Consider the following 13,118-nt stretch of genomic DNA (forward strand, 5'->3'; position numbering starts at 1 on the left):
TACAATAATATATATGATCCAACATATGGACTCTGGAGGTAATAACAATGATTAATCCTAAAATAACGGCTGCTTTACAAGATCATATTAAGATTGTACCAAGCGCTGATAAATCTATTTATCTGGTTGGACCGATTCGCTTACCTGTAAATTTGGATAATGAAACTGTCGTATTCCAGTGGTATTGCTGGTTGCGATGTGATAGTATGCCTGGCAATCTTTGTGGCGAAGGCGAATATGATCAAGCCGCTATTATTGAAATGTTATCTTCTTCTAATCTAGCAGAAGCACAACAATCCAGTGTGTTAGTGTACGGAGATTTCAAAGAATCACCGGATGCTTTGATTCGTATGCACAGTATTTGCCATACAGGAGATATCTTTGGAAGTAAACGTTGTGATTGTGGATTCCAATTGAAGCAGTCGATGAAAATGATTGCGGCGCATGGATCAGGTGCTTTATTTTATCTAGCTAATCATGAAGGTCGCGGTATCGGTCTATTCAGTAAAGCAATGGCTTATGTATTGCAAGAACAAGGATTAGATACAGTAGAAGCGAATTTAGAACTTGGATTTGAAGATGATATGCGTAATTATGATGATGCGATTGCAGTACTTAATCATTTGCGTGTATTGCCTGTGACATTGATTACGAACAATCCTCGCAAATTAGAAGCATTGCAACGCTCTGGTGCTGAAGTGAAAGAACGTGTACCATTGTGGGGAGATATTTCGGAATTTAACGAAAAATATTTAAAAACAAAAGTGGCTCGTTCAGGACATTTTGACTCATAAAAGAGTTTTGTATTGATGATTCACTTTATAATCTAAAGTACGTGTAAATCTGATATGGTAGAATTAGGAATCGTTTGGTAAAATTCTTAGAAAGTACTCTATTTTCATCTAGTACTATATTAGTGAAGACCATGATTGTAGAAGATTCATAGAAAAGAATGGTTTTCATTATCACGCTTGATATAAGATACCGCGGTAGGAGGTGAGTTTCTTGGAACATCTAAAAGAGATTGAGGAATCGATAGAACTAGAGCGCCGGGAACTTAATGAAATGGTGCAGTTTTACGACCTTCACGATCGCCGCGTATTGGACCAGTCTAGAAGAGTAGATTCCATACTTAATCAATACAACCATCTCAAGCAAGCTTTACTAGGCACTCGTAGTTCAATTGTAGGTTGATCGCTTATACTTAAAAGTTATTCAAGCAATACGTAGATACTTCGCTATTTTTATGCTTCCGGCAATCGTCGGAAGCTTTTTTGTATCAAAAAAAGCTTGAATGTACTACCGCTATCGCAGTACATTCAAGCTTCTATTGTTTATTTAGAAATCAAAGTTGTCTGGATCTGGGCCGGTACGCTCATTTTTGTTCAGCGCACTGATACGATCAATTTCTTCAACAGTCAATTTGAAATCAAAGATTTCAGCATTAGACGCAATACGTTTTTCTTTAACAGAACGCGTAATCACGACTACACCTTTATCAAGTACCCAGCGCAAGATCACTTGTGCAGGCTCTTTACCGTATTTATCAGCGATCTCTTTGATCACTTCATTATCAAATAATTTACCGCGTGCTAGTGGAGACCAAGCTTCCAATTGAATGCCTTTTTCTTCGCTATATGCAATCAATTCAGATTGCGTTAATAGCGGGTGGAATTCAACCTGATTGACCGCAGGAACCACTTCAGCATCTGCTAGCAAATCATCTAAATGATGCGTTTGGAAATTACTTACGCCGATCGCACGAATACGTCCGTCTTTGTATAGTTTTTCCATGGCACGCCATGTATCTTTATATTTACCGGCAACAGGCCAGTGAATCAAATACAGATCCAATACATCTAGATCTAATTTTTTCATCGTTTCTTCAAAAGCAGCAAGGGTAGATTCATATCCTTGATCTTTATTCCATACTTTAGAAGTAATAAATAGTTCGTCACGAGCAATCCCTGATTCTTTGATTGCTTTGCCGACGCTTTCTTCATTACCGTAAGCAGCAGCCGTATCTATTGCACGATAACCGCTTTTAATTGCAGCTTTTACCGAATCAATTGCTTCATTACCATCTTCAACCTGCCATACACCTAGACCAAACCAGGGCATATTTACACCATTGTTCAACTTCTTCACTGAAATTAAATCAGTAGTCATTATTTAGCTCCTCCTTTAAATCTGATCTCTTATTAAACATACCCGAATTTAAGGTTAATCACACAGGTTATGTTTAATTAGCTAGTAGAAGCCGTTTTTTCTTCTGGATGGATAAAGCCTTTGCCACCTGCCATCATACCTGTATACAAAATAATAAAGGTCGCAATAACCAGCAGACTTAAAGGTAATTTCCAGTTGCCAGTGATATCATGCAGTATCCCGAAAAGTGTCGGACCACAAGCAGCAAGCAAGTAACCGATAGATTGGGACATACCGGATAGATCAGCAGCTTGTGTAGCTGTGTGTGTACGCAGACTAAAGAACATCATCGACAAACTAAATGAAGAAGCACCTGCAATCCCTAACAAAATCAAACAAATAGCTGTCCACCATAAGTGCCCATCAACAAAAATAATACCAAGCAGTGAAATCAAGTACAGCATAACGGTAAATAAAACCAGAGGACGCTGTGTTTTGAGCTTCGCTGCCAGAATCGGAATAATAAAGTTAAAAGGTAACATCGAAAATTGCATTAGAGATAACATATATCCAGATTGAATATTCGTCAGTCCTTGTTCTTGCAAAATATCAGGTAACCACGCGATCGATACATAGAATATCATCGATTGCATACCCATAAAGATCGTGATTTTCCAAGCCAACGGTGAACGCCATACACTGCGAGTTGCTTGAGCGGTATGCTTGAGCAATTTGGCAGGTTGATTGTAACGTTGTTGCGGAATCCATAAGATCAGAGCAACCATTGCAAGTACTGTCCAGATCAAAATTGAACCTTTCCAACCGAGTCCTGCATTGGCTAAAGGCAAGCTGACCGCAGAAGCAGTAGCGGCAAATACATTCATACAGATCGAATAAATACTGGTCATAATACCAACACGAAAAGGAAATTCGCGCTTAATCATACCTGGCAAAATAACGTTAACGATCGCAATCGCAAGACCGGTCAAAAAAGTACCGATTAATAGCATAGTCAATCCGCCGAACGGACGTAACCAACCGCCAAGAGTTAAAATCATCAGCGATACGATAATAATACGTTCCATACCGTATTTGCCTGCCATTTTTGCCACAAAAGGAGACAGGATCGCAAAAGCAACTAATGGGATAGTCGTAAGAAATCCAGCCATAGCATTAGACACAGGAAAATCGTTCCGTATCAGATCCAACAATGGACTAATAGCTGTAATCGGACTACGCATATTAAGAGCGGTTAACAAAATACAAATCAATAAAAAAAGCGGATTACGCAGGGATAACCCTGATTCCGCAGTATCCAACGAATGACGATTCATTTCTATAGTCCTTTCTGCAACACATGGGATAAGCGTTGATCTTTCTAATTATGCGTGTGATTCTACGACGAGTGATCTAGCGACTGAAGTCGATCTGTAAAATAAGTAATATAATCGTCAACGATCAGCATAGCCTGTTCACTATTCTGTTCACGAATGGCTTGAATTAAATTGCGATGCCCTGTGCAATACGAATCGTTGAGTTCAGTAGTACTGCTGATCGACATTTGAATTTGCTCAAAAAGATGAGCATACAGATCAATCAATAATTGGTTATACGAAGCCGCTGTGATCGCTTGATGTAGCTTGAAGTCTGCTTCTACAAATTGTGGAATATCTCCAGCATCTATATGTTGCTGACACAAATTAGCATAATGATCCATTTGTTGTAGATCGTCATCGGTTCGTCTAAGACAAGCTAACGCAACAGCTTCTCGGTCGAGAGCATGGCGTACTTCTAGCACTTCAACAACTGTTGAATGTTGTACCCGTTTTTGCAAAACCGAATGTAGTTCACTATTAGCAACTACAAAAGTTCCGTCACCTTGTCTGGTTGCTAACAGACCGACATGAACAAGCGCACGAATCGCTTCTCGTAACGTATTGCGACTGACACCGAATTGCTCCATTAATTCAGCTTCTTTAGGAATTCGTGCTCCGATCGCCCAACTATTATTTTTGATTCGTTGTTCAATCTGAGTATAGACTTGATCCACCAACGACTGCTTTTCCAATTTATTAAAAATAGTATTCACTCCTAAAGGTAGGATGATTGGTCTATTGGACATTTTATCGAAATATATTTAGCTTGTAAAGCAAAAAAAAGACAAATTTGAAGTGATTTTCATGTTAGATTGTCTTATGCTTAACAAAAGTATAAAAGACAGTAACTTAATTGATGGGCAACCCTAGTTTGAATATAGCTGGATACAGTGATCAAACCTTTTGCTCTCAGCAATAGATAACTTATCAATCAATAGTGATTTGGAGTAAAAGGGGTACTGTATTTATGATCATAAAAGACTTGTTTATTAATTTTTGTATTATCTCTACTTTTTTATTTTTTGGTAATGCTCTTTTTCGAAGTGTACGCAACAATCAACATATCAACCCTCTTATATTAAAGATATCAACAGGAATCTTTTTAGGTATATTTGGTCTGGTTCAAATGCAATTTACGTTCAAATTAGATAACGGAACATTGCTTGATTTGAGACAAATTCCGATTATTGTAGCGACTGTACTCGGTGGCGGGCTAACAGGCATCATTACGACTATCCTAATTTCAATAGGACGTCTATGGTTTTCGACTTCGATAACACTTGTTTCTTTTTTTGGGATAGCTAATGCATGTATTACATTTGTAGTCGCTTATTTCGTATTTCGAGCGCAATTATCGTTTCAGCGCAAATGGCTTATTACAGCATTGTTATCGACTTTGAATTCGTTGCTGTTTTTTCTGATTTGGACAGGATTTTCAAAAGGAATAACGTTGCTTTTATTTATGGTGGTGCTTTTTTCATCATTTATATTTACTTGTGTACTGATCGAACGGTTAAGACGATATAACCAGATTTATGATGCGATGAGTAAAGAAGTACAATTTGATTTTTTGACAGGGTTATATAACTATCGTGGATTTATGTACAAGTACAATCAATTAAGTCAGGAAAAGAAAATTCCGTTTTCTTTATTATTGTTAGATATCGATTATTTCAAAATGATTAATGATCAATACGGTCACTCTGCCGGGGATGCTGTGCTAGCTCAATTTGCGGAAGTGTTACATAATAGCGTGCGCTCGTACGATTATTGTTTTCGTAAAGGCGGAGAGGAATTTGCTATTATTCTGGAGTATGTAGAAGAGCAAGCAGAAGCGATCAGATGGGCAGAGACTATTCGCAAAAATGTCGAAGAATATAAGTTTGTCATTCCTGATGGTAGAACGGTATCGCTGACCGTATCGCTTGGTATAGGGTTTTATCCTTTGTATAGTTGTGAGGAGTTGCTAGACAAAACAGATCGTGCATTGTATGAAGCCAAAAAAGGTGGAAGAAACCAGTTTGGTATTGCACGTTAAAATAATAAGTTTGGACTATTTAATAAATTCTTCAGACTGACGATGTAATAGATATACTTATTATTTTCGCAGTCAAAGGGAAGTGAACAAATGTTGTTCAAAGATTTATTTATGAATTTTTGTATATTAGCTACATTTTCTTTTTTTGGAAGTATGTTATTAAATTATTTAAATGCTCATTTCAAAACAAGTACTTATATAAAGCGCCAATGGATCGGCTTATTTTTTGGTTTGTTGGGAGCGACATTGATGCAATTTACTTTTCCGGTAGGCGATAATGTCTTACTGGATTTGCGTCAGATCTCGATTGTGCTGTCGATCAGTATGGGTGGAAGTTTAGCAGGAATCATTACAACTATTATTATTATGATTACCAGAATTATATTAAGCCCCACGATTGGATTAAGTGCGATATTAGGATTGATAAATGCGGCGACTCTTTGTATCGCAGCTTCATGGATTTTTTCACGTAATATCAGTTTTTATAGAAAATGGTTATATGCAGGTATTTCGTTAACGATTATTGCTACAATCTCGTTAGGTATAGTATTAGGTAAAGATGAAATAGATAAAGTGCTTATTTTTATTGTGGTAGAATCCGCGGCAACTTTATTTATTTTTATGCTTACTCGATCTTTGCGCAAAAATAATGAGTTATTTGAAAAAGTAAGCAAAGAGGCTCAATACGACTTTTTGACAGGATTACATAATCCTAGAGCGTTTGAGCAAAAGTTCGAACAATTACAGCACCAGGAAACAGATATGGCTCATTCACTGCTTTTTATCGATATCGATCATTTCAAAAAAGTAAATGATGAATACGGTCATCCTGCTGGAGATGCGGTGCTATTCCAGTTGGCTAATGTGATTCAACAAAGTATTCGCAGTACAGATTATGGTGCACGTAAAGGTGGAGAAGAGTTTGCTGTCTGGCTAGAATACTGTCAATTAACCGAAGCTAAAATTATTGCCGAGAATCTCCGAACCAATGTAGAGAAGAAGAAATTTATTTTACCTGATGGCAAAATAATTCATATTACGATCTCGATAGGTATTGGGATGTATCCTGCACTGATGTGGGATGAATTGTTAGAAAAAACCGATCAAGCGTTATATGAAGCCAAGCAACAAGGACGCAATCGCTCTTGTCTTGCTCAGTTTTAAGCGCTATATATCTAGCTTTTTATTAGCATGCAAAAAAATAGAAATACGATCTCATATCATAAATGAGGTCGTATTTTTTGGTTTGTATACAAAGTTTGTACATATTTAATTTACTTTTAATTAAAAATTTACATAAAAGAGGAATTAGATAGACAAAATAGAATTAGGATAATAAGAGAATCAGAATCATTATTCTGTCTCTACCTATTCAAAGGAGGAATTGTTATATGCATAAGGTGGTCACAAAGCGGTTAACAGTAGTGCTTCTAACAGCATTATTGATGTTCATTTCTTTATTGGGTGGGTATCGTCCGGTAGCTGAAGCGGCAACAACATTAACGGTTGCACAAGCGATTCAAGCTCAAAGTGGTGGCTCTACGATTACAGTTAAAGGTATTGTGGTTGGACATGCTTCAGGAGCTTCTACAGGTGATTTTGCAAGCCCGTTTGCTAATGATTTTAACGTGCTAATCGCAGATAGTAGCAGTGAACGTACAACTAGCAAATTAGTAGATGTGCAATTAAGTAGCTCTTTCCGCTCGCAATTCGGTTTACAGAGCAATCCAAGTCTTATTGGCAAAACGATTGTCGTTACCGGTACAGCAGGTGCATATAACAATTTTGCAGGTGTTAAAAACCCAACGTCGGTTACTTTAGATGGCGGTACAACGACACCTCCTACTGAACCAGGAACAGATACGCCTCTTCCTAACGGTACAGGTAAAAAAGTATTGTTCGATAACACTCATGCTCAGACTGCCGGTGCAGCCGATTGGGTGATCGATGGTGGATTCTCTGATTTTGCCAATGGACTCAAAGCAGATGGATTTACAGTTGATTCACTTACTCGTCCAATACCATACACATTTGGAGAGCAAGCGATTACTTACGATAAGCTTAAAGGATACGATGTATTCGTTATTGCTGAACCTAACGTTCCTTTCAAATCAACAGAACAAGCAGCTATGCTTCAATATGTAAAAGGCGGCGGTAGTATTTTCTTTATTGCCGATCATTATAATGCAGACCGTAACAAAAACCGTTGGGATGGATCAGAAGCGATCAATGGCTACCGTCGTGGTGCTTACAGCAACCCGGCTAAAGGTATGTCAGCCGAAGAAGCGGCTTCTCCAGCAATGCAAGGTGTTAGTGGTTCTGACTGGTTAGGTACGAACTTCGGTATTCGTTTCCGTTACAATGCTATAGGTGATGTGAATGCAAATGATATCGTTGCTTCATCTCAAGCGTTCGGCATTACAGCAGGTGTGAGTTCAGTAGCAATGCATGCAGGTTCTACATTGGCTATTTTGGACCCTACCAAAGCAAAAGGAATCGTATATTTACCGTCATCTGTATCCAAATGGAATAATGCTGTTGATCAAGGGGTATACAATGGCGGCGGACGTGCAGAAGGGCCTTATGCTGCTGTTTCTAAAGTAGGAGCAGGTAAAGCAGCATTTATCGGTGATTCTTCACCAGTCGAAGATGCGTCTCCAAAATATCTACGTGAAGAAACAGGCGCTAAAAAGACAACTTATGATGGATACAAAGAAGTAGATGATGCGAAGTTATTAGTACAAACAGTAAGATGGTTGGCTGTTAAAGAAAGCTATACCAGCTTAAATCAAGTATCAGGGTTAACATTAGATAGCCCAACATCATTGATCTCTATTGAGACACCTTCTACATCTACAGAGCCACAAGCTGAACCTTGGGCAGCTCCAGCGGCAGGTTACAAATGGTATGATCCAACAACATTCAAAAGCGGTTCTTATGGAGCAGCTTCGTAAGAGGTAGTAAGCAATACACGTCATCAATAGGATCAAATAAAAACAGCTTTCGATCTGGGTACATTAAGCAGATCAGAAAGCTGTTTTTTTATCGTTTTATCAGTATATTTACTATTTACATCACAAATGTTCCAATCACAAAGGAAATCCCGATAATCAAAGAACGTAACAATTGAGCAATCGCCATATTGCCTTTTTCAATCTGCTTGGCCTCTGACCATTCTATATATCGCAGAGGATAATACATAGTGTTCACTCCCTTTTGAATAATACATCGATAACGATTCCTTTTTACGTCGTAATTTGTAAAAAGATGCACATTTTCCAGTATACCGATTTCTTTGCAAATGAAAACAAATATTTCATCGCCTATCCGTTCAATTCGGTAGAAAAAAGAATATGAATAACAAATTCGCAAACAGCAAAGACTTGCTTGTATAATGAGCCTAACAACGTTTGTTGATAAGGTCGAGAAGAGCATAATCGCCTTATTTTCTTGGAACAACGTCTGCCACTTTTGTACAGATACAAGGAGGTATGACTTATGACAGATATAGTCGCTAGCCGCACACAAAAGCAAAAACATATGCCTATAGTTCCAATAACCGAATGGATCGCATTATTAATATTATTGGCAATAGGGCTATGGATACGTGTATGGTTGGGAAGCCATTATGCGGGATTTATGAGCGATCAGAATTTGTTTGTACAGTGGATGAATGAAATACGGCAATATGGTCTGGGAACGGTCTATATTCATGATTCTAATATTAATTATCCGCCCTTATTTTTGTTGATTATGCAAGGATATGCTGCGCTTGTACATGGATTCGGAATCACGATACAAGCAGGTCAACTGTCTTTTAAGTGGTTGCTCATTATCCTTGATTTATGTGCATGTGTGATAGTCTTTTGCTGGTCACGTCATATCAGATCAACCGCTACTCGCTGGATATTATTCGGTTTATTTGTATGTAATCCAGCCTTGATCGTGAACAGTTCCATCTGGGGACAAGTCGATATATTAAATGGAATACTGATGGCGGGTGCGCTACTGACTGTGGTCGCTTTTCCTTTGCTAGCAGGTCTACTATTTGCAGTAGCTCTGTTTACGAAATTACAAGCGATTGTGATAGCCCCTGTATTTGGATGTTATCTGTTAAAATGTGTCTGGCAACGCCAGCTAAAACCTTTGATTCATATGGTAGTAGGCGCGATTATTCCTGTTATAGTAGTAGTGATTTATTTTGCTTATTATGGTGGATTACAAGCGATGTTCAAAGGTGCTTATATCAGTGCGGTAGGCTTGTACACTCAGGTCACTTTGAATGCGTTAAATATCTGGTTTTATGTGATCGGAACGGTTCCAACTACCAGTGATACAGAAAAGCTCTGGAACCTCATTTCACTGCGTAATCTAGGATTTATGTTATTGTTACTCGCTGTAATCTACACAGCAATCTATCTCTGGCAATGTCGGGAAATAACAACAGCCGTATTGCTCAAAGCTGCGGCATGGATCTCATTTGCTTTTTTTATGTTACCTACTGAAATTCATGAACGATACAGTATTCCTGCACTGATTCTACTGTTGCTTGTATCTATGTTAGACCGGAAATGGATAGCCATCTCATGCGTATTGAGTGTAACGATTACGTATAATCTATGGGGTGTGCTGACTAGCAACCTTCCTCGTATTCCAGGCATGATCGTAGTATGGGTTCATATCTTGGTGCTACTGTGGATGGGATGGCTAATGTATCGGGACATGCGGAAAAACAGCAAAATATCAATGATGTAGAGTCCAAATACATGTCATTGTTATGAACAACATTCTTATATTCACCGACATCTTGTTGTACGCGATTATTTACGTGCTTACTCTCAAGAAGTCATTCAATATAGCTCATTTAAAGAAAAGATTGCATAGCAATTCATGAGTACAGTCTAGCCTAAAAAGAATTTGCGACTCGATTAGAAATAGCGTGCTTTGCTATGGTCTGCTTTTCAATAAATCAAAAAACGCCTACAAACATCATGTCTGTGGGCGTTTATTCATTTGCCGGAAGGAAGCTTACATACTGGATTCAGATTTTTATCTATAGGATTGGCATGCAGTAAGAAAGAAATGATTCCTATAGCAGACTCTCTAAATAATCACCAATCTATTCAATCGGAGGATTGTTATAGCATTTGCGACACACTGGATAATAACTTTCATTGCCACCAATTTGAATCTGTTCGCCTGTATACACAGGCTTGCCATCTTTGACCCGCAGATTCATAATCGCTTTGCGCTCACAGAACCAGCAGATCGTTTTCATTTCTTCAATTTTATCTGCATACAGTAGCATATATTGGCTACCTTCGAATAGATTATTTTGAAAATCGTTTTTGAGACCGAAGCCCATCACCGGAATATGTAACTCATCCACGATGCGTACCAGTTGCAAAATCGCTTCTTTTTTCATAAATTGACACTCATCAATCAATACACATGAAGGCTTTGGCGCATAATTTTTGACGATACTATAGATATCGGTATCATCATGAATCGCAATCGCCTGACGACGTACACCAATGCGAGAAGAGACATAGCCCGTTTCATCGCGATTATCTAGGGCAGACGTAAAAATCAGAACATGTTTCTCCTGTTCCTCATAATTGTGGGCAACTTTTAGAATTTCAATCGATTTCCCACTGTTCATTGCACCGTACTTAAAAAATAACTGTGCCAATAGTCGTAATACCCCTTTCTGTAGATCGTTCTTTCTGTCAGCGTGATCTATTGTAGCAGGAATTACCGGGAGAGACCAATGGAAAATCTAACGAAAAAGCAACAAATTCAAATCAGTTCTATACAGTATTAAAGCTATATCAGACCTGTGCCGAAGAAGCTTGAGTTAGCAATTGATCGAGTGTAGTTACCATTTTACGCAATTTATGGATATCTTCTGCTGTCCATACATGATCTGGTTGGTATAGAATGTAAGTAAGAATCTTTTCACAGATGTGATCAATATCTTCATATGACAGCGTAAGTGCTAATCCTTTGATCGCATGAGCATGACGATGAATGCAGTCAGGTAATGTACGTTGATCTGCGGATAATCGACCATGATCATAATCTTCGAAGCGATGTTGTAAATCTTGCATTTTGAGAGAAGCATCCGCCAAAAACCGAATTCTAGTTTGTTGGATGATCTGTTGATACCGATCTGCTTTTGACATGGATCTTTCCCTCCCTATTTTTCTGCAAAGGACGTGTAACCGTTTCATGAAAAAAATAGTCATTATTGATGATAGTGCTCCATTTACATTGTTAATCAAACAATTGTTGGAGACAGAAGATGTAATTGTAGAATCGTATGAGGATGCAGCAGATTTTCTAAAAATCCCTTCACGTATTACAGGGTATGATCTGATTATTCTAGATATTCATTTACCAGATGTGGACGGGCTACATGTACTAGAAAGTCTGAAAAACAAACCAGCTACTAAAGATATCCCTGTTTTGTTATTGTCAGGTGATTCTCGTTCTGAAATGGTTATTCGTGGTATGCGTATGGGCGCTATTGATTTTATGACAAAACCAATTGATCCTGCACAACTGATTGAGCGAGTACTGGATCATTTAGACAGAGGAATAGAGGGATCATGAATTCGCTTTTACAGGGTACATTTTAGCACAAATTTAAAGTAAATAGACAGGATGTTTTGTCTGTTATAGGTATAATACTTACTGATTAATCGGCGAAATGAACATGATATTTGAGATGGTTTTGAATGAATTGTAAAAAAAACAGCCTATCGTTAGCAAATAGGCTGTTTGTATTGTACATAGAAGCCAAAATGATTGGATAGGTAATACATATAACTTCATCCTTGAATACCCTATGGGGGTATGTTAAGATAGTATTATAAACGATCAAGGGGGATACTTTATGGAGAAGGTAGATCATCTGAATACAGAAGATTCACTTCATGAGCATCATGAATCTTGCGATCATAGCCCGGGACAAGTTCGTCGTAGCCATCATTCAGATGAGATGAAGAGCAATATGATCCGCCGTCTTAATCGTGTTGAAGGACAGATTCGAGGAATTAAAGGCATGATTGAGAAAGACACTTATTGTGATGATGTGCTGAATCAGATTGCAGCCGCTCAATCTGCACTAAACTCTGTCGGTAGATTGCTGTTGGAAGGTCATATGAAGAGTTGTGTGGTCGAACGTATCGAAGCAGGGGAAAATGAAGTGATTGACGAGCTACTGATAACGATTAATAAATTATTGAAATAATATAACGTATAAGATAAGGGAGGAAATTATCATGGCAAATATCAAATTAGAAGTAGAAGGTATGTCTTGCAACCACTGTGTGCAAGCAGTAGAAGGAGCACTTCAAGAGATCGGTGCAAAAGGTAAAGTGAATTTGGAAGCCAAGTCTGTAGATATAGAATACGATGCGGATCAAGTCGATATTATGAAATTGACCGATGCTATCGAAGAGCAAGGGTATGATGTTGTTTCTACAGGTGGTTAATAGTTCATTTGTAATATTCTACTTGGATCAGGTAATGTCACGTAATGACTTCAAGCT

General features: G+C 38.2%; 15 protein-coding genes. 9 read left to right on the forward strand and 6 right to left on the reverse strand.

The features are described 5' to 3' along the window. Positions 1-47: 47 nt before the first annotated feature. On the forward strand, positions 48-794 hold the full coding sequence (locus ACFSGI_RS00410) for a GTP cyclohydrolase II (protein WP_204826415.1): 747 nt from the start codon (positions 48-50) through the stop codon (positions 792-794). Positions 795-1,005: 211 nt separating this feature from the next. Then, a complete protein-coding gene (locus ACFSGI_RS00415; protein ID WP_204826416.1) occupies positions 1,006-1,194 on the forward strand; it encodes a Spo0E family sporulation regulatory protein-aspartic acid phosphatase in 189 nt (62 codons plus the stop codon). 144 nt (positions 1,195-1,338) lie between these two features. On the opposite strand, the gene ACFSGI_RS00420 is transcribed toward ACFSGI_RS00415, so the two are convergent. From ACFSGI_RS00420 to ACFSGI_RS00430, 3 genes are all read right to left on the reverse strand, one after another. Beyond that, the gene (locus ACFSGI_RS00420) at positions 1,339-2,169 is read right to left on the reverse strand and encodes an aldo/keto reductase (RefSeq protein WP_204826417.1); all 831 of its coding nucleotides are present in this window, start codon (positions 2,167-2,169) and stop codon (positions 1,339-1,341) included. A gap of 77 nt (positions 2,170-2,246) precedes the next feature. Then, positions 2,247-3,482, reverse strand: a complete 1,236-nt coding sequence (locus tag ACFSGI_RS00425) for a CynX/NimT family MFS transporter (protein ID WP_204826418.1) — start codon at positions 3,480-3,482, stop codon at positions 2,247-2,249. Between the two features lie 62 nt (positions 3,483-3,544). Next, positions 3,545-4,228 carry a FadR/GntR family transcriptional regulator gene (locus tag ACFSGI_RS00430; RefSeq protein WP_379282253.1) on the reverse strand — a complete coding sequence of 228 codons (684 nt, stop codon included), beginning with the start codon at positions 4,226-4,228 and terminating at the stop codon, positions 3,545-3,547. A 263-nt stretch (positions 4,229-4,491) separates the two neighbouring features. Between ACFSGI_RS00430 and ACFSGI_RS00435 the strand changes: the two genes are divergently transcribed. The 3 genes from ACFSGI_RS00435 to ACFSGI_RS00445 all read left to right on the forward strand — a co-directional run bounded on the left by ACFSGI_RS00435 (position 4,492) and on the right by ACFSGI_RS00445 (position 8,516). After that, a complete protein-coding gene (locus tag ACFSGI_RS00435; RefSeq protein WP_204826420.1) occupies positions 4,492-5,562 on the forward strand; it encodes a diguanylate cyclase in 1,071 nt (356 codons plus the stop codon). Between the two features lie 111 nt (positions 5,563-5,673). Further along, entirely contained in the window at positions 5,674-6,726 is a 1,053-nt protein-coding gene (locus ACFSGI_RS00440; RefSeq protein WP_379282139.1) for a GGDEF domain-containing protein, read from the forward strand. Between the two features lie 227 nt (positions 6,727-6,953). After that, a complete protein-coding gene (locus ACFSGI_RS00445) occupies positions 6,954-8,516 on the forward strand; it encodes a DUF6359 domain-containing protein (RefSeq protein ID WP_204826422.1) in 1,563 nt (520 codons plus the stop codon). A 115-nt stretch (positions 8,517-8,631) separates the two neighbouring features. Here the strand turns inward: ACFSGI_RS00445 and ACFSGI_RS00450 are convergent, their stop codons facing one another. Continuing rightward, complete coding sequence (locus ACFSGI_RS00450; RefSeq protein ID WP_379282141.1) at positions 8,632-8,763, reverse strand: hypothetical protein; 132 nt, start codon at positions 8,761-8,763, stop codon at positions 8,632-8,634. Positions 8,764-9,060: 297 nt separating this feature from the next. Between ACFSGI_RS00450 and ACFSGI_RS00455 the strand changes: the two genes are divergently transcribed. Further along, on the forward strand, positions 9,061-10,317 hold the full coding sequence (locus ACFSGI_RS00455) for a hypothetical protein (protein WP_204826423.1): 1,257 nt from the start codon (positions 9,061-9,063) through the stop codon (positions 10,315-10,317). Between the two features lie 364 nt (positions 10,318-10,681). Here ACFSGI_RS00455 and ACFSGI_RS00460 read toward each other — a convergent pair whose 3' ends face one another. After that, positions 10,682-11,254, reverse strand: coding sequence for a thymidine kinase (locus ACFSGI_RS00460; protein ID WP_204826424.1), 573 nt, complete (start codon positions 11,252-11,254; stop codon positions 10,682-10,684). A gap of 139 nt (positions 11,255-11,393) precedes the next feature. Further along, positions 11,394-11,747, reverse strand: coding sequence for an Hpt domain-containing protein (locus tag ACFSGI_RS00465; RefSeq protein ID WP_204826425.1), 354 nt, complete (start codon positions 11,745-11,747; stop codon positions 11,394-11,396). Positions 11,748-11,793: 46 nt separating this feature from the next. On the opposite strand from ACFSGI_RS00465, the gene ACFSGI_RS00470 reads away from it, so the two are divergent. The 3 genes from ACFSGI_RS00470 to ACFSGI_RS00480 all read left to right on the forward strand — a co-directional run bounded on the left by ACFSGI_RS00470 (position 11,794) and on the right by ACFSGI_RS00480 (position 13,061). Next, positions 11,794-12,177 carry a response regulator gene (locus ACFSGI_RS00470; RefSeq protein WP_204826426.1) on the forward strand — a complete coding sequence of 128 codons (384 nt, stop codon included), beginning with the start codon at positions 11,794-11,796 and terminating at the stop codon, positions 12,175-12,177. 283 nt (positions 12,178-12,460) lie between these two features. Beyond that, positions 12,461-12,817, forward strand: coding sequence for a metal-sensitive transcriptional regulator (locus ACFSGI_RS00475; protein WP_379282144.1), 357 nt, complete (start codon positions 12,461-12,463; stop codon positions 12,815-12,817). A gap of 31 nt (positions 12,818-12,848) precedes the next feature. Next, positions 12,849-13,061, forward strand: a complete 213-nt coding sequence (locus tag ACFSGI_RS00480) for a copper ion binding protein (protein WP_204826427.1) — start codon at positions 12,849-12,851, stop codon at positions 13,059-13,061. Positions 13,062-13,118: the final 57 nt, after the last annotated feature.

Source organism: Paenibacillus nicotianae (assembly GCF_042681745.1).
GTDB classification, from domain to species: Bacteria; Bacillota; Bacilli; order Paenibacillales; family Paenibacillaceae; genus Saccharibacillus; species Saccharibacillus nicotianae.

Bases quoted from the DNA above. Each gene is read 5' to 3' on its own strand.
- ACFSGI_RS00465 (WP_204826425.1), bottom strand. From the start codon at position 11,747: ATGTCAAAAGCAGATCGGTATCAACAGATCATCCAACAAACTAGAATT.
- ACFSGI_RS00475 (WP_379282144.1), top strand. From the start codon at position 12,461: ATGGAGAAGGTAGATCATCTGAATACAGAAGATTCACTTCATGAGCAT.
- ACFSGI_RS00480 (WP_204826427.1), top strand. From the start codon at position 12,849: ATGGCAAATATCAAATTAGAAGTAGAAGGTATGTCTTGCAACCACTGT.
- ACFSGI_RS00445 (WP_204826422.1), top strand. From the start codon at position 6,954: ATGCATAAGGTGGTCACAAAGCGGTTAACAGTAGTGCTTCTAACAGCA.
- ACFSGI_RS00425 (WP_204826418.1), bottom strand. From the start codon at position 3,482: ATGAATCGTCATTCGTTGGATACTGCGGAATCAGGGTTATCCCTGCGT.
- ACFSGI_RS00470 (WP_204826426.1), top strand. From the start codon at position 11,794: ATGAAAAAAATAGTCATTATTGATGATAGTGCTCCATTTACATTGTTA.
- ACFSGI_RS00435 (WP_204826420.1), top strand. From the start codon at position 4,492: ATGATCATAAAAGACTTGTTTATTAATTTTTGTATTATCTCTACTTTT.
- ACFSGI_RS00450 (WP_379282141.1), bottom strand. From the start codon at position 8,763: ATGTATTATCCTCTGCGATATATAGAATGGTCAGAGGCCAAGCAGATT.
- ACFSGI_RS00455 (WP_204826423.1), top strand. From the start codon at position 9,061: ATGACAGATATAGTCGCTAGCCGCACACAAAAGCAAAAACATATGCCT.
- ACFSGI_RS00420 (WP_204826417.1), bottom strand. From the start codon at position 2,169: ATGACTACTGATTTAATTTCAGTGAAGAAGTTGAACAATGGTGTAAAT.
- ACFSGI_RS00410 (WP_204826415.1), top strand. From the start codon at position 48: ATGATTAATCCTAAAATAACGGCTGCTTTACAAGATCATATTAAGATT.
- ACFSGI_RS00440 (WP_379282139.1), top strand. From the start codon at position 5,674: ATGAATTTTTGTATATTAGCTACATTTTCTTTTTTTGGAAGTATGTTA.